Annotated in this window: 16 protein-coding genes; 14 read left to right on the top strand and 2 right to left on the bottom strand. The window is 58.6% G+C overall.

Annotated features, from left to right (window positions below):
- The first annotated feature begins 59 nt into the window (after positions 1-59).
- The 3 genes from HBN61_RS18755 (at position 60) to HBN61_RS18745 (ending at position 2527) form a co-directional block, all read left to right on the top strand.
- Complete coding sequence (locus tag HBN61_RS18755; RefSeq protein WP_094994669.1) at positions 60-683, top strand: glutathione S-transferase; 624 nt, start codon at positions 60-62, stop codon at positions 681-683.
- A gap of 135 nt (positions 684-818) precedes the next feature.
- Positions 819-1751, top strand: coding sequence for an ABC transporter ATP-binding protein (locus HBN61_RS18750; protein ID WP_170047577.1), 933 nt, complete (start codon positions 819-821; stop codon positions 1749-1751).
- Entirely contained in the window at positions 1748-2527 is a 780-nt protein-coding gene (locus HBN61_RS18745) for an ABC transporter permease (RefSeq protein ID WP_094994671.1), read from the top strand. The genes HBN61_RS18750 and HBN61_RS18745 overlap by 4 nt, the downstream gene beginning before the upstream one ends.
- Before the next feature lie 41 nt (positions 2528-2568).
- Here the strand turns inward: HBN61_RS18745 and HBN61_RS18740 are convergent, their stop codons facing one another.
- Positions 2569-3084: a DUF2062 domain-containing protein gene (locus tag HBN61_RS18740; protein WP_094994672.1), complete on the bottom strand. Its 516-nt coding sequence runs from the start codon at positions 3082-3084 to the stop codon at positions 2569-2571.
- 133 nt (positions 3085-3217) lie between these two features.
- On the opposite strand from HBN61_RS18740, the gene HBN61_RS18735 reads away from it, so the two are divergent.
- The 9 genes from HBN61_RS18735 (at position 3218) to HBN61_RS18695 (ending at position 10693) form a co-directional block, all read left to right on the top strand.
- Positions 3218-5440: a DNA internalization-related competence protein ComEC/Rec2 gene (locus HBN61_RS18735; protein WP_170047575.1), complete on the top strand. Its 2223-nt coding sequence runs from the start codon at positions 3218-3220 to the stop codon at positions 5438-5440.
- A gap of 76 nt (positions 5441-5516) precedes the next feature.
- Positions 5517-6152, top strand: coding sequence for a flagellar polar localization protein PocA (gene pocA, locus HBN61_RS18730; RefSeq protein ID WP_094994702.1), 636 nt, complete (start codon positions 5517-5519; stop codon positions 6150-6152).
- A complete protein-coding gene (gene pocB, locus HBN61_RS18725; RefSeq protein WP_170047573.1) occupies positions 6149-6577 on the top strand; it encodes a flagellar polar localization protein PocB in 429 nt (142 codons plus the stop codon). The genes pocA and pocB overlap by 4 nt, the downstream gene beginning before the upstream one ends.
- Positions 6577-7587, top strand: a complete 1011-nt coding sequence (gene lpxK, locus HBN61_RS18720) for a tetraacyldisaccharide 4'-kinase (protein WP_170047571.1) — start codon at positions 6577-6579, stop codon at positions 7585-7587. The genes pocB and lpxK overlap by 1 nt, the downstream gene beginning before the upstream one ends.
- A gap of 24 nt (positions 7588-7611) precedes the next feature.
- Entirely contained in the window at positions 7612-7797 is a 186-nt protein-coding gene (locus HBN61_RS18715; RefSeq protein WP_094994676.1) for a Trm112 family protein, read from the top strand.
- Positions 7794-8558, top strand: coding sequence for a 3-deoxy-manno-octulosonate cytidylyltransferase (kdsB, locus tag HBN61_RS18710; protein ID WP_170047569.1), 765 nt, complete (start codon positions 7794-7796; stop codon positions 8556-8558). Before HBN61_RS18715 ends, kdsB begins: the two co-directional genes overlap by 4 nt.
- Entirely contained in the window at positions 8558-9022 is a 465-nt protein-coding gene (locus HBN61_RS18705) for a low molecular weight protein-tyrosine-phosphatase (protein ID WP_169965495.1), read from the top strand. Before kdsB ends, HBN61_RS18705 begins: the two co-directional genes overlap by 1 nt.
- Positions 9019-10038: a UDP-N-acetylmuramate dehydrogenase gene (gene murB, locus HBN61_RS18700; protein WP_094994679.1), complete on the top strand. Its 1020-nt coding sequence runs from the start codon at positions 9019-9021 to the stop codon at positions 10036-10038. Before HBN61_RS18705 ends, murB begins: the two co-directional genes overlap by 4 nt.
- A 43-nt stretch (positions 10039-10081) precedes the next feature.
- Positions 10082-10693 (top strand): transglycosylase SLT domain-containing protein, encoded by a 612-nt coding sequence (locus HBN61_RS18695; protein WP_170047567.1) that lies wholly within the window; start codon positions 10082-10084, stop codon positions 10691-10693.
- Positions 10694-10758: 65 nt separating this feature from the next.
- On the opposite strand, the gene rne is transcribed toward HBN61_RS18695, so the two are convergent.
- Positions 10759-14034 (bottom strand): ribonuclease E, encoded by a 3276-nt coding sequence (gene rne / locus HBN61_RS18690; protein WP_524539083.1) that lies wholly within the window; start codon positions 14032-14034, stop codon positions 10759-10761.
- Positions 14035-14744: 710 nt separating this feature from the next.
- Between rne and rluC the strand changes: the two genes are divergently transcribed.
- Positions 14745-15701, top strand: a complete 957-nt coding sequence (rluC, locus tag HBN61_RS18685) for a 23S rRNA pseudouridine(955/2504/2580) synthase RluC (protein ID WP_094994681.1) — start codon at positions 14745-14747, stop codon at positions 15699-15701.
- Positions 15691-16365: an HAD-IA family hydrolase gene (locus HBN61_RS18680; RefSeq protein WP_094994682.1), complete on the top strand. Its 675-nt coding sequence runs from the start codon at positions 15691-15693 to the stop codon at positions 16363-16365. Before rluC ends, HBN61_RS18680 begins: the two co-directional genes overlap by 11 nt.
- The last annotated feature ends 2 nt before the right edge of the window (positions 16366-16367 follow it).

Here is a 16367-nt window from a genome sequence, read left to right as displayed (position 1 = left end):
GGCGGAGTTCGTCCGGCGAGGTTAGACTCGTGCAGCGTCTATCAATCAGGAGTTGAGTCATGCTGAAAGTGTGGGGTCGCAAGAATTCATCTAATGTCAGAAAAGTCCTGTGGTGTGCCGAAGAGTTGGCGCTGCCCTACAGCCGTGAGGAGGCCGGTGGCGCCTTTGGTGTCGTCGATAGCCCAGCATACCGAGCGCTAAACCCTAACGGTCGGGTGCCCATGATTGAGGACGACGGTTTCGTGCTATGGGAATCCAACGCCATCGTGCGTTATCTGGCTGCGCGTTACGGGTCAGACACGGCGTGGTATCAAACTGATGTATGCGTGCGCGCACAGGCGGACAAGTGGATGGACTGGACCACGTCGACGTTTGCAGGCCCTTTCCGCGATCTGTTTTGGGGGATTTTGCGGACTCCGGCCGAGCAGCAGGATTGGGTGCTGATTAACGCTGCACGTAAAACATGCGCAGAGTTATTGTCGATTGTGGATCAGGCGTTGTCGGAAAAACCTTATTTGTCAGGTGATGAAATTGGCATGGGTGACATTCCGCTGGGCTCGTTCATTTATGCGTGGTTTGAGATGCCTATCGAACGCCCGTCGATGCCGCATCTGGAAGCGTGGTACGAGCGCCTGAAACTGCGCCCGTGCTACCGCCATGCGGTCATGACCGCGTTGACTTAATACCCACTATTAATACGGGCGACTGTACTTGTGCGTCGAGGCCAAGCACCATGCTGCTTGCGTGTCGAACGTGTATGACAGACGGCTCGCCCTTATTTACACCTCCTATTCCCCCATCTTGGTGCGTAATCAGATATGAGTTCCGCTCTGTCCATACGGCAGCTAACCAAAACCTACGGCAACGGTTTCCAGGCCCTGAGTGGTATCGATCTGGATGTTTCTGAAGGTGATTTTTTCGCATTGCTCGGCCCCAATGGCGCCGGCAAATCCACAACCATTGGCATTCTCTCGACACTGGTGAACAAGACCAGCGGCACTGTCAATGTGTTCGGGCATGACCTGGACCGCGAACCCGCCGCCTTGAAGCGTTGCATCGGCGTGGTGCCCCAAGAGTTCAACTTCAACCAGTTTGAAAAAACCTTCGACATTGTCGTAACCCAAGCGGGCTATTACGGTATCGCACCAAAAGTCGCCAAGGAGCGCGCTGAGAAATACCTGACCCAACTCGGGTTATGGGACAAGCGCGACACGCCGTCGCGCTCTCTGTCGGGCGGCATGAAGCGCCGTTTGATGATCGCCCGCGCCCTGGTGCACGAGCCTCGCCTGCTGATCCTCGACGAGCCGACCGCAGGCGTGGACATTGAGCTGCGTCGTTCGATGTGGACCTTTCTTACAGAGCTGAATGAGCAGGGCACTACCATCATCCTCACTACTCATTACCTGGAAGAGGCTGAGCAACTGTGCCGTAACATTGGCATCATCGATCACGGCACCATCGTTGAAAACACCAGCATGCGTCACTTGCTGGGCCAGTTGCATGTCGAAACCTTCCTGCTGGACTTGAAAACCCCGTTGCAGGCGGCCCCGCATCTGATCGGCTACCCAAGCCAGTTGCTCGACAGCATGACGTTGGAGGTTCAGGTGGACAAACAGGTCGGCATTACCGGCTTGTTCACCCAGTTGGCTGCACAGCAGATTGAAGTTGTGAGCTTGCGCAATAAAACCAATCGCCTTGAGGAGTTGTTTGTGTCGTTGGTCGAGAAAAATCTGGCGAAGGTGGCGATATGAGCTCGGAGCTGCGCCCCAATCTGATTGCGCTGAACACCATTGTTTACCGCGAAGTACGTCGTTTCATGCGCATCTGGCCGCAAACCCTGCTGCCGCCAGCGATCACCATGGTGCTGTACTTTGTGATCTTCGGTAACCTGATTGGCCGACAAATCGGTGATATGGGTGGTTTCACCTATATGGAGTACATCGTGCCGGGCCTGATCATGATGTCGGTGATCACTAACGCCTACGGCAATGTGGTGTCGAGCTTTTTTGGCAGTAAGTTCCAGCGCTCCATTGAAGAATTGATGGTATCGCCAGTGTCGCCGCATACCATCCTGATCGGCTACACCGTGGGCGGGATTCTGCGAGGCTTGATGGTGGGCGTGATCGTGACCTTGCTGTCATTGTTCTTCACCCACTTGCAGGTGCATCACCTCGGGTTAACGGTGGCGGTTGTGTTGTTGACGGCGACCATCTTTTCGCTGCTGGGCTTCGTCAATGCCGTATTTGCACGTAATTTCGATGATATTTCGATCATTCCGACGTTTGTGCTCACGCCGTTGACCTATTTGGGAGGCGTGTTTTATTCGATCTCGTTGCTGCCGCCGTTCTGGCAGACGGTGTCGATGGCCAACCCGGTGCTGCACATGGTGAATGCCTTCCGCTACGGCATTTTGGGGGTGTCTGACATCAAAATCAGCGTGGCCCTGACCTTTATGGTGGTGGCGACCGTGGTGTTGTACATCTTGTGCGCCCGATTGCTGGTTAGCGGTCGCGGCATGCGTCAGTAACACGCTTTGCGCTTTGCAAAAGACCCCGTAAGGGGTCTTTTTTATGGGCGATTGTTTTGTCGGCGTTTCCATTGGCGGCTCACCCACCAGCGCCAATAGAGTTGGGTCAGGCAATAGGCGAGCGCGCCCAATACTACGCCGCATACCACAGAGCCCAGCAAGAATGGCTGCCAGAGGGTAGACAACTGCCCGCTGATCCACGCCCAGGTCAGATCGTCTGGCAAGGTACGTGCCGGCACGTCCATCAACCAGGCGCCAAGTTTGTAGGTGCAATAAAACACCGGTGGCATGGTAATCGGGTTGGTCAGCCATACCAGACCGACCGAAATGGGCATGTTGCTGCGCACGGTAATCGCGAGGAACGCTGCCAGGAGCATCTGAAAAGGCATGGGGATGAACGCGGCGAAGATGCCCACGGCCATGGCGCGGGAAACCGAGTGGCGGTTCAAGTGCCAAAGGTTCGGGTCATGCAACAGGGTGCCCATAAAGCGTAAGGATTTGTGTTCCCTGATGCTTGCCGGGTCTGGCATGTAACGTTTGAACAAACGCCGTGGCATGGGCCTCTCCCTGGGGTCAATGGGGCAGTATGCCCAAATTCGTACCTGTGCCTATTCAGACTTTGTGACAATTATTAAAGCGCGGTAGGCCCGGATGAACTAATCCGAGAGGAAAGGAATTTCTGGGCTGGCTATGTATACAGGGATGTCAGGGCTGGCGCTGGGCTTGATGGCGTTGCGTTATTTACCGGTATTGCCGCCGGTGTGGTGCTGGGTGCTGTTGTTCGGCCTGGGGCTTGGCTTGCTGTTTTTTCGCACGTACCCGCTTGGATTGTGCCTGCTGGGGCTGGTGTGGGCGTGCGTACAGGGGCAGTCGGCGCTGGATGACCGCCTGTCGGATGCCCTCGACGGGCGTACCCTGTGGATTGAGGGGCAGGTGACAGGTCTGCCGCAACGCACAGCGTCTTACGTTGCTTTTGAAATCGGGAGCCCTGTGTCTCGTCGAGCTGATCTGCCGCGCACGATTCGGGTGAGCTGGCAGGACGGGCCGCCCGTTAACAGCGGGGAGCGCTGGCGTCTGGCCGTGAAACTGAAAAAGCCGCGAGGGCTGCTTAATCCTCAGGGATTTGACTACGAGGCGTGGCTGCTTAGCAAACGGATTGGCGCAACCGGAACGGTCAAGGATGGGCAGCGTCTGGCTGCGACTTCCTATGCGTGGCGGGACGGGCTGCGTCAACGTTTGCTGAGTGTCGATGCCCATGGTCGGGCACCGTGGTTGGCGGCGTTGGTGATGGGGGATGGCTCCGGTCTGGAGCGCGAAGACTGGACGCTGCTACAAACCACGGGCACGGTGCACTTACTGGTGATCTCGGGTCAGCACATCGGGTTGTTTGCCGGGTTGCTCTACGGGTTGATTGCGCTGCTGGCGCGGTACGGCCTTTGGCCGCGAGGTTGGCCATGGCTGCCTTGGGCATGTGGCGTGGCGTTTGTAGGGGCTGTCAGTTATGGCCTGTTGGCCGGATTTGAAGTGCCTGTGCAGCGCGCCTGCGTGATGCTGGGGCTGGTGCTGTTATGGCGCCTGCGCTTTCGTCATTTAGGTGTGTGGCTACCGTTTTTGCTGGCGTTGAATGCAGTCTTGCTGGTGGAGCCGTTAGCCAGCCTGATGCCGGGTTTTTGGCTTTCTTTTGCAGCGGTTGCCGTGCTGATTTTCACCTTCAGCGGGCGTTTGGGTGCATGGCGTCTATGGTCAGCCTGGACAAGGCCCCACGGGCTGATTGCTTTGGGGCTGTTTCCCGTGATGTGGGCCTTGGCGTTACCCGTGAGTGTGACCGGGCCTCTGGCAAATCTGGTAGCCGTGCCGTGGATCAGCCTGCTGGTTTTGCCTAGTGCGTTGCTGGGCACATTTTTGCTGCCCGTGCCCTGGCTCGCAGAAGGGTTGCTCTGGGTGTCAGGTGGTTTGCTTGACGTGCTGATACGCGGTTTGACCTGGCTTGCCGGGACGTTCCCTTCATGGCTGCCGCCAAACGTGCCCGTCGAAATTTGGGCGCTGGCGGCGGCCGGGACAGTGATGCTGTTGTTGCCTGCGGGCGTTACATTGAGGCCGTTGGGTTGGCCCTTGCTGGCATTGGCAATGCTGGCACCACGTGAGCAGGTTCCCCACGGTCAGGTCGAGGTCTGGCAGATAGATGTTGGTCAAGGGTTAGCGATGCTGCTTAGAACCCGTCACCACACCGTGCTGTATGACGCAGGCCCCAAATTCAGGGATCTGGATCAGGGAGAGCGGGTCGTCGTGCCGTTCTTGCGCTCGCAAGGTATCGGCCAACTGGACTTGATGCTGATCAGCCATGCTGATGCTGACCATGCAGGCGGTGCGCTGGCGGTCCAGCGCGCGCTGAACGTCAATCAGGTGATCAGCGGCGACGTACCGGGTTTGCCTGCTCAGCTTCAGGCTCGACCCTGCGCCGCGGGGCGAGGCTGGGAGTGGGACGGTGTACGCTTTTCACTCTGGCAATGGGCGGATGCCAGCAACGGCAACCAGAAGTCTTGCGTGCTGTTGGTGCAGGCTGGCGATGAGCGGCTATTGCTGACCGGAGACATCGACGTGCAGGCTGAGCGAGCTTTTTTGCGCAGCCCTTTGGCGATCCCCGTGCAATGGTTGCAGGCCCCGCACCACGGCAGCCGCACCTCGTCATCCCGGGTGTTTTTGAATACGCTGTCTGCGCAAAATGTCCTGATATCGCGTGGGGCTGGCAATAGTTTTGGCCACCCGCACCCTCAGGTACTGGCTCGCTACCGGGCGTTGGGCATGACGGTGCTCGACAGTGCAGAACAAGGCGCCGTGCGTTTCTGGCTGGGGGCAAAGGGGGCGGACACAGGCGAGCGTCAACAACGCAGGTTCTGGCGCCATGACGGGTGACAGGGGTTTTGTGCGCGCCTGAGCGCCAGTCCAATCCTATGGTAGAGTGGCGCACTTTTTCGAGGGGATTGTCACTGTGTGGGAACTGGTCAAATCCGGTGGCTGGATGATGCTGCCGATCATTCTGAGCTCTGTTGCCGCGCTGGGCATTATTGTCGAGCGTCTTTGGACTTTACGCGCCAGCCGCGTGACGCCGCCCCATCTGCTGGGGCAAGTCTGGGTCTGGATCAAAGACAAGCAGCTGGACAAGGAAAAACTCAAACAACTGCGTGCAGATTCGCCGCTGGGTGAAATCCTTGCGGCGGGCTTGGCCAATTCCCGGCACGGTCGCGAGATCATGAAAGAGTGCATTGAGGAAGCGGCTGCCCGTGTGATTCACGAGCTTGAGCGCTACCTCAATGCGCTGGGCACCATCGCTGCCATGGCGCCGTTGCTGGGCCTGTTAGGGACGGTGCTGGGCATGATCGACATTTTCAGCTCGTTCATGGGGTCGGGCATGACCACCAATGCTGCCATCCTGGCCGGCGGTATCTCCAAGGCGTTGATCACCACGGCAGCGGGCTTGATGGTGGGTATTCCTGCGGTGTTCTTCCACCGTTTCCTGCAGCGCCGGGTCGACGAGCTGGTGGTCGGCATGGAGCAGGAAGCCATCAAACTGGTTGAAGTGGTTCAAGGCGACCGGGAAGTCGACATGGCCGGGAGCAACGCGTGAAATTTCGCCGCAAGCCACGAGAAACGGTGGATATCAACCTCGCTTCGCTGATCGACGTGGTGTTTATCCTGTTGCTGTTTTTTGTCGTGACCACCACCTTTACCCGTGAAACCCAACTGCGGGTAGACCTGCCTGAAGCTGTGAGCGGCTCCCCGAGCGAAGACCAAAACGTTAAACAACTGGATATCGCCATCAGTGCGGACGGCGTGTTTTCGGTGAACAACCAGCTGTTGCCGAAAAATGATCTGGCCAGCCTGATGGAAGCCCTGCAAAAAGAATCCGGTGGTGATACGTCATTGCCGTTGTCGATCAGTGCCGATGGCAAAACTCAACATCAGGCCGTGGTTACGGCCATGGATGCGGCGGGCAAGCTAGGGTTCAGCCATTTGCGCATGACCACTGTCGAGGCGCAGTCGAATCCCTGATGGCCATCTCTGATCGTTTGTTGCAGGCATGGTATGCCGGGCACCCCTTGTTGGCATTACTCAGACCGCTCGAATGCCTCTATCGGCGCGTAGTGGACGGTAAGCGCGCACGTTTTGTCGCGGGGCAGGGTGACATTTACCGTGCTCCCGTGCCTATTGTGGTCGTGGGCAATATCACCGTGGGTGGCACGGGCAAGACGCCTATGATCCTGTGGCTGATCGAGCATTGCCAACGCAAGGGGCTGCGGGTCGGCGTGGTCAGCCGGGGGTATGGGGCCAAACCGGGGCAGTTCCCTTGGCGCGTCACGGCGGATCAACCTGCCGCGCAGGCAGGGGATGAGCCCTTGTTGATCGTGCAGCGTACGGGCGTGCCTCTGATGATCGACCCTGATCGCAGCCGTGCGGTGAAAACGCTGCTGGCCACCGAGCCGCTGGACGTGATTCTGTCGGACGACGGTTTGCAGCATTACCGGTTGGCCCGCGACCTGGAACTGGTCTTGATCGATAACGCACGGGGGCTGGGTAACGGCCGCTGCCTGCCTGCCGGTCCGCTGCGTGAGCCAGCTGAACGCCTGAGCAGTGTGGATGCGGTGCTGTATAACGGCGCCCTGACGGATCCGCAGCCCGGCTTTGCCTTTCAGTTGCAGCCGACAGCGCTGATCAACGTGCGCACGGGCGAGCGTCAGCCACTGGATTATTTTCCTTGCGGACAGGCATTGCATGCGGTGGCCGGTATCGGTAATCCGCAGCGTTTTTTCAACACCCTCGAAACGCTACACTGGCGGCCAATTGGCCACGCGTTTGCCGACCACGCGCCCTACAGTGCCGAGATCCTGAAGTTCAAGCCGGATCTGCCGCTGGTCATGACGGAAAAGGATGCGGTGAAATGCCGCGACTTTGCCGCGCCGAACTGGTGGTATCTGGCGGTAGACGCTGTACCTTCAGAGACCTTCGCGCGCTGGCTCGATCAACAGTTATTGCGTCTTTTACCTGATCGTTTTTTGCCCTAACTCATCTTTATTCAGGGAAACCTTATGGACACCAAATTGCTCGATATCCTTGCCTGCCCGGTTTGCAAAGGCCCGCTCAAGCTCAGCGCCGACAAAAAGGAGCTGATCAGCAAGGGCGCCGGTCTCGCGTACCCGATCCGCGATGGCATTCCGGTCATGCTTGAAACCGAAGCCCGCACCCTTACCGATGATGAGCGTTTGGATAAATGATTCCGGTTTTTACGGTCGTTATTCCCTCACGCTTTGCCTCGACGCGTTTGCCTGGCAAGCCGTTGCAAATGATTGCGGGCAAACCCATGGTCCAGCATGTCTGGGAACAGGCGTGCAAAAGCAGTGCCCAGCGTGTCGTGGTCGCAACCGATGACGCGCGCATCGTCGATGCCTGCAAGGCGTTTGGCGCCGAGGTGCTGTTGACCCGGGCCGACCATGAGTCAGGCACCGACCGTCTGGCTGAAGTGGCGACGCAATTGGGTTTGGCCAGTGCTGCGATCGTGGTCAACGTACAGGGTGATGAGCCGCTGATCCCGCCGCAAGTGATTGATCAGGTGGCCGTCAACCTCGCGGCCCATGGTGAGGCCAGCATGGCCACCTTGGCGGAGCCGATTGAAGACGTCGCGATGTTGTTCAATCCGAACGTGGTCAAAGTGGTCAGCGATATCAACGGCCTTGCGCTGACGTTTAGCCGTGCCACGTTGCCGTGGGCGCGTGACGATTTTGCCCTGAGCTGCGACCGTTTGCCCGAGGGCGTGCCATACCGCCGTCATATCGGGATCTACGCCTATCGGGCGGGCTTCCTCCATGACTTCGTCAGTTGGGGGCCTTGCTGGCTTGAGAACACCGAGCGTCTTGAACAGCTGCGGGCGTTGTGGCACGGCGTACGGATTCATGTGGCTGATGTGCTGGAGGCGCCGCCTGCGGGTGTCGACACCCCCGAAGACCTGGAACGCGTTCGGCGTTTGTTGGAGGCGTGATGCGCGTCCTGTTCGTCTGTTTGGGTAACATTTGCCGATCACCGACGGCTGAAGGTGTGCTGCGTCACAAGTTGCAGCAGGCTGGCCTTGAACGGCAGGTTGAAGTGGCGTCGGCCGGGACCGGCGGCTGGCATGCGGGCGAGCCGCCGGACAAGCGTACTCAGCGGGCGGCTCAGCTGCGAGGCTATGACCTGTCGCAGCAACGTGCGCAACAGGTTCGCGTGCAGGATTTCGAGCGCTATGACCTGATTCTGGCGATGGATAACAGTAATTTTCGGGACCTTCAGGCCATGCAGCCTGCCAATGGCAAGGCTGAACTTGATGTGTTCCTGCGTCGATATAAGGGAGTGAAAAGTGAAGTTCCCGACCCTTATTACGACGGCGAACAAGGGTTCGTTGAAGTGCTGGACTTGATAGAAGCAGCGTGTGATGGGCTGATGATCGAATTGAAGGGACGTGTATGAGTTTGCAGTTGCAGGTTGATGCGTCGCTCAAGCCGTTCAACAGTTTCGGTGTCGATGTGCGTGCGCGGCTGTTTGCCGAGGCGCACAACGACGCTGAGGTGCGTGAAGCGTTGCAGTATTGCGCCAAGCGGGAACTGCCGTTACTGGTTATTGGTGGCGGCAGCAATTTGCTGCTGACGCAGGATGTGCAGGCGCTGGTCTTGAGGATGGCCACCCGCGGCATTCGGGTGATTGAGGACAGTGGGCAACAAGTGGTGGTAGAGGCCGAGGCGGGTGAAGTGTGGCATGCCTTTGTCTTGTGGACCCTGGGCCAGGGGTTTGCCGGGCTTGAGAACCTGAGCCTGATCCCCGGCACGGTCGGCGCTGCACCGATGCAGAACATTGGCGCCTACGGGGTTGAGATTAAGGATGTGTTTGCCGGGCTGACGGCGCTGGATCGTCAAACAGGTCAACTGCGTGATTTCACCCTGGACGAATGCAACTTTGGTTACCGTGACAGCGTATTCAAGCAAACTCCGGGGCGTTGGCTGATTCTGCGGGTACGTTTTGCCCTTAGCCGCGCTGCCCGTTTGCACCTGGAATATGGCCCGGTACGCCAGCGGCTGAGCGAGCAAGGCATTGATCAGCCGACGGCCAGTGATGTCAGTCGTGCCATCAGCAGCATTCGCAGCGAAAAACTGCCTGATCCAGCGGTGCTCGGCAATGCCGGGAGCTTCTTCAAAAACCCGGTGGTGTCGCAGGCGCTGGCAGCCGAGCTGAAATTGACCCACCCCAACATCGTGGGCTACCCCCAGGCCGATGGCCAGGTCAAGCTGGCGGCCGGGTGGTTGATCGAAACGGCGGGCTGGAAAGGCTTTCGTGAAGACGATGCAGGCGTCCACCGTTTGCAGTCGCTGGTGCTGGTCAACTATGGCGCGGCAACCGGTGTGCAGTTGTTATCGCTGGCGCAGCGCATTCAGGAAGATATCGCCCGACGGTTCAAGGTGCAGCTCGAGATGGAACCCAACCTGTATTGATGCACGCCTTTACGGCGTCATTGGCCGTGCCTGAGGACATTCAATGAAACATAAGCCTGCATGGGCCCTGGCGTCGATCATGGTGGCGCTGTCGGGGTGCACCACTGCACCTCCGCGGGATCAAGGCAACCTGTGCAACATCTATCGGCAATACCCGCGCTGGTATGAAGACTCGCTCACTATGCAGAGTCAATGGGGCACACCGCCCCAAGTGGCGATGGCAATTATGAAGCAGGAGAGCAGCTTTGTAGCGGACGCGCTGCCACCGCGAGCCTACCTGTTGTGGGTCATACCGTGGGGGCGAGTGAGTCCTTCCTACGGCTATGCCCAGGCTCAGCCTCCCGCCTGGAGCGACTTCGAGAGAAGTACCGGTAAAAGTGGGTCGCGGGACAATTTCGCGGACGCTATCCGCTTCATCGGCTGGTATACGGCAGGGACGCAGCAGCAGTTGGGGATTTCCAAGTGGGATGCTTACAACCAGTACTTGGCCTATCACGAAGGTCGAGGGGGCTACAGTCGCGGTACCTACCGTGCCAAACCCTGGCTGATCCAGGTCGCACGCAAGGTTGAGCAGCAGTCCAAAACCTATGGTGCGCAACTGAACCAATGCCGGGGCGAGTTGGAGAGCAAGCGCCGATCATTCTGGTTTTTTTAACCATTTACGGACATTAAAAAGCCCCGCCTGATGACTCAGGCGGGGCTTTTTAACAGCTATTGGAATCAGGCGAGAGGTTTAGGCTCGTGCGCTTCTTCCAGGGCTTTAGGGTTTTGCTCGACCAAGTCTTCGACGGAACGCAGGTTTTCGTCGATGGTTGGTGTGGTGTGCTCAGCAACGGCCTCGGTGGCTTGCGCTTGGGCAGCGGCTGCGGCAGCAGCGGCTTCACGCTTGCGGCGACGCACTTCACGTGGGTCGTTCGGGGCGCGGCCATTGCTGGTCAGAGCGCTTGCCACAGGTGCCGCAACGACGGCCACTTCAACCACCTCAGCCTGCACAATCACTTCAACCGGTTCCGGTTGGGCGACCACTTCAGGCTCGGCAGGCTGCGCTGGAGCAGCTGCTTGTTCCGTCATCACAGGCTCGGCAACGGGCTCGCGCAGGGTGCGGGCTTCCTTGGCAGGCTCGGGACGCTTTTCAAACGCAGGCTTCTCAACGATCGGCGTTTCCACTGCTGGCGCTTCTGCAACAGATGCCTGGACAACAGGCTCAACGGCAGCTTCGACAGGTGCTTCGAGGGTTGGAGCAGGTTCGTCAGCAACCTTGAACGCAGGCTGAGCTTCTTGAACCGGTGCCACTTCAACTTCAGGTGCTTTAACCGCTTCGATCGGAGCAATGGCTTCGACAACAGGTGTCTCAACGACTGGCGTTTCGATTGCCGGTGTTGCAACAGTCGGTGCGATAGCCGCTGGCGTTTCAATAATGGCAACAGCCTTGGTTTGCTCTTCAACAACGACAACTACGGTTTCAGCCGGGGCTGATTCCTGGGTTGCAGCGGTGGCACGTTCAGCTTGCTGGTTGGCTTGGGCTTGCGCCGGGGCGCTGATTACTGTGCTGGCAACGGCTTCGGTCACGGCCAGACCGGCCGCCAGTTCAGCGGTGGTTGCCGGCGCGTTTTCAGCCTTGGCTTCTTCGCTGCCTTCTTCCGAACCTTCAATCACATTGCCGTTGGCATCACGTTGACGTTCGCGACGATTGCTGCGACGACGCTGACCGCGTGAGCGGCGACGTGGGCGATCGCCCTCGGCGTTGTCTTGGGAATCATCTTGTACGTGCTCGGCGCTGCTCAGTGCGGCTTCGTCTTCAACAGCGGGTGCTGCTTGCTCTGGGCGAGGGGCGCGCTCTTCACGCGGCGCACGTTCTTCACGCGGCTTGCGCTCTTCACGGGGCGGGCGGGCCGGGCGTTCTTGCTCAGGCGTTACGGTCGGAGCGGCATCCAGAGGTTCGCGCAATTCACGTACGCGCTCTTCGCGTTCGCCACGCGGCTTACGGTCTTCACGCGGTGCGCGTGGAGCACGCTCTTCACGTGGTGCACGAGGTTGACGCTCTTCACGGGCGACAACGGGTGTTTCTTCGCGGGGTTCGCGGGCTTCACGTGGCTCGCGTGGGGCGCGCTCTTCACGCGGCGCACGTTCTTCACGCGGTTTGCGCTCTTCGTCGCGGCGACCGTTGCGGTTACGGCTTTGCTGGCGGCCGTTGCGACGCTCTTCGTTGCGTTGCGGGCGTTCCGAAGTCGCAGGTTTTTCAACCACGGTCGGTGCCGGTGCAGGCTCTTCCTTGGACGCAAACAGGCTGACCAGCGACTTCACCAGGCCTTTGAACAGGCTAGGCTCAGCGATGGTTGGGGCTGGAGCGGGCGTGGCAGCGGCAGCAGGTGCTTCGGTCGGAACCGGAGCGGAGGTGCGGGCCGGCGCTGTCTTAACGGCAGCTTCCTGACGGACCAGGGTGCGGGTGGCGGCAGCAGGCTGGATTTCTTCCACTTCAGCAGCCGCAGCAGCGATTTCATAGCTGGACTGGTTGGTGTGGGCTTCCGGGCTGTCATCACGCAGGCGCTGCACTTCGAAGTGAGGCGTTTCGAGGTGGTCGTTCGGCAGTATGACGATGCGTGCGCGGGTACGCAGTTCGATCTTGGTGATCGAGTTGCGTTTTTCGTTAAGCAGGAACGCAGCAACCGGGATTGGCACCTGAGCGCGCACTTCGGCAGTGCGATCTTTCAGGGCTTCTTCTTCGATCAGGCGCAGGATGGCCAGCGACAGCGACTCCACGTCGCGGATGATGCCAGTGCCGTTGCAGCGTGGGCATACAATGCCGCTGCTTTCGCCCAGGGACGGACGCAGACGTTGGCGGGACATTTCCAGCAGGCCGAAGCGGGAGATACGGCCGACTTGTACGCGGGCGCGGTCTGCTTCGAGGCATTCGCGGACTTTTTCTTCCACGGCGCGCTGGTTTTTGGCTGGGGTCATGTCGATGAAGTCGATGACGATCAGGCCGCCGATGTCGCGCAGGCGCAACTGACGAGCGATTTCTTCAGCCGCTTCAAGGTTGGTTTGCAGGGCGGTTTCTTCGATATCGCTGCCTTTGGTGGCGCGTGCCGAGTTGATGTCGATGGACACCAGGGCTTCGGTCGGGTCGATAACGATGGAGCCGCCGGAAGGCAGTTCAACGACGCGCTGGAACGCGGTCTCGATCTGGCTTTCGATCTGGAAACGATTGAACAGCGGAACGCTGTCTTCGTAGAGTTTGATTTTGCTGGCGTACTGCGGCATGACCTGGCGAATGAATGTCAGGGCTTCGTCCTGGGCTTCAACGCTGTCGATCAGAACCTCACCGATGTCCTGGCGCAGGTAATCGCGGATGGCGCGAATGATGACGTTGCTTTCCTGATAGATCAGGAAAGGCGCTGCACGGTCCAGCGAGGCTTCTTTGATGGCGGTCCAGAGTTGCAGCAGGTAGTCGAGGTCCCACTGCATCTCTTCGCTGCTGCGGCCCAGGCCGGCAGTCCGCACGATCAAGCCCATGTCGGCAGGAGCGATCAGACCGTTCAGCGCTTCACGCAGTTCGTTGCGCTCTTCGCCTTCGATACGGCGCGAGATGCCGCCAGCACGCGGGTTGTTCGGCATCAGAACCAGATAACGACCGGCCAGGCTGATGAATGTGGTCAGGGCAGCGCCCTTGTTGCCACGCTCTTCTTTTTCGACCTGAACGATAACTTCCTGGCCTTCGCTAAGGACGTCCTTGATATTGACGCGGCCTTCAGGGGCTTTTTTGAAGTATTCGCGGGAGATTTCTTTGAGGGGCAGAAAGCCGTGGCGCTCAGAGCCAAAATCGACAAAGGCAGCCTCAAGGCTGGGTTCGATGCGAGTAATACGGCCTTTATAAATGTTGGCTTTCTTCTGCTCGCGTGCACCTGACTCGATGTCCAGGTCGTAGAGGCGTTGGCCATCTACCAGTGCTACGCGCAACTCTTCAGGTTGAGTTGCGTTAATCAGCATTCTTTTCATGTTGTACCGTCGGTTTCCGGGCTGCCGGAAACGGCGTTCGGCACACACGACTTCTCATGGTCGGTGTCAGGTGCGTCAGGAGTAGTTGGCCACTCCAGTGTCCAGCGATGTTCAGCCCGAGGGCCGAAGTCGCGACTAACGCGTCCTGCTTGCTGTGGTGCTAATGCACCGCTTAAGCAAAAGTCTGGTCAGGAGGAGGAATCAACCGGCGGCTGTGGACGAGATGAAGCGTCTTGATAAAGCCTATTGCTACACAGTCCGGCGGTTGTGCATCTCCACCCTACACGTATCCCTGATAATTCGGGTGCTGCCGCGCGCAGAATCCGCAGCGGGTTGGCATTTACCGTGAACTCCAAAAGGGGAGGCCACGCATCATGGCTAATAAAGGCGAAGTTTCCGAAACATTCGCTCGAAATTCCCGAGGCTGACTGCACTTTGTGAACTGGCCGTGAATATCGGCGTAAAAGGCGAGTTTGCACTCTGCTTTCCAGGCTCGCTTCAGGCCTCATGTCACCTGCGCTTGTTACAACTCCAGGCATTCCGTTGCAGCAAAAGTCCCGTAGGACGGCCTCGCGTCCTCGTGAAGAGCGTTGGTCAGGGCCGGTGGTTCACCGTTAATCCGCTGTCCAGGCCGCTTTTGGCGGCGTTCGCGACTATAGCAGCAATGATTAAGTGCTTCAATTCCATAAAAAATTGTTATCATCCGCGCCATGACGACGACTACCCCCCCGACCCCCAGCGTCCAGCTGCTTGAGGTCTCGCCGGAATATGCCGGCCAACGCATCGATAATTTTCTTCTTGCTCGCCTCAAAGGTGTCCCCAAGACCTTGATTTACCGCATTTTGCGTAAAGGCGAAGTGCGCGTTAACAAGGGGCGGATCAAGCCTGAGTACAAACTTCAGGCGGGCGATATCGTGCGCGTGCCTCCTGTTCGAGTCCCTGAGCGCGATGAGCCTGTGCCGCTGGCTCAGGGTCTTTTGCAGCGACTTGAGGCGGCGATTGTCTATGAAGACAAGGCCTTGATTGTGCTGAACAAGCCTGCGGGTATTGCGGTGCATGGTGGCAGTGGTCTTAATTTCGGCGTTATTGAAGCCTTTCGTCAGTTGCGCCCTGACGTCAAAGAGTTGGAGTTGGTGCACCGTCTCGACCGAGATACCTCTGGTCTGCTGATGATTGCCAAAAAACGCAGCATGTTGCGTCACTTGCACGAGGCGTTGCGCGGCGATGGTATCGACAAGCGCTATATGGCGCTGGTGCGCGGCAATTGGGCGTCTTCCATCAAGCAGGTGCGCGCGCCGCTGATGAAAAGTAACTTGCGTTCCGGTGAGCGCATGGTTGAAGTGAATGAAGAGGGGAAAGAATCGGTCACGGTGTTCAAGGTGCTGCGTCGGTTTGGCGATTTCGCCACGCTGATTGAGGCCAAGCCCATTACCGGTCGTACCCATCAGATCCGCGTGCACACCTTGCATGCCGGGCATTGCATTGCGGGCGATACCAAGTACGGCGAGGAAGGTTTCTCCAAGGAGATTCGCGATCTGGGTGGCAAGCGCTTGTTCTTGCACGCTTACATGCTGACGGTGCCGATGCCGGATGGGGGTGAAATGAAGTTTCAGGCGCCTGTCGACGAAATGTGGGCCAAAACCGTGGAGCGGCTGAGTGTCGTCTGAGTACAAACTGCTGATTTTTGATTGGGATGGCACGCTGGCGGATTCCATCGGCCGTATTGTGACTTCGATGCGGGAGGCCGCCCTGCGTGCAGGGCGTGCCGAGCGTGATGACGATGCAATCAAGGGCATTATCGGGCTGGGGCTGCCGGAGGCGATCCTGACGCTTTATCCCGACATGGCGCCCGATCAGGTTATTGCCTTTCGTCAGCATTATGCGGATACCTATATCGCCCTGGATGCTGAACCTTCCCCTTTGTTTGCTGGTGTGGCCGAGTCGCTTGAGGCTTTTCGTGCGCAGGGCTATCGTCTGGCTGTGGCAACAGGAAAGGCGCGGCGCGGATTGGATCGCGTGCTCAAGGCTCATGGCTGGGAGCGGTTTTTCGATGTGACTCGCGCGGCAGATGAGACGGCCAGCAAGCCGGATCCCTTGATGCTTAATCAAATTCTTGCGCAATGCGACATGCAGCCAGGGCAGGCGCTGATGGTGGGTGATGCCTCCTTTGATCTGCTAATGGCGCGTCATGCCGGTATTGATTCGGTTGCTGTGAGTTATGGGGCTCAGTCCATTGAGCGTTTGCGCGACTTTGGCCCGATGCTGGAGATCGATCATTTTCCCGAGTTGCGTGGCTGGTTGGAGACGCGCACTCATTCACGTCTTTGCTGAGG

Source organism: Pseudomonas sp. WS 5071, assembly GCF_012985765.1.
Lineage (GTDB): Bacteria > Pseudomonadota > Gammaproteobacteria > Pseudomonadales > Pseudomonadaceae > Aquipseudomonas > Aquipseudomonas lundensis_A.
Note: the sequence above shows the minus strand (reverse complement) of the source record. Positions and strands in the feature narration are given on the sequence as shown.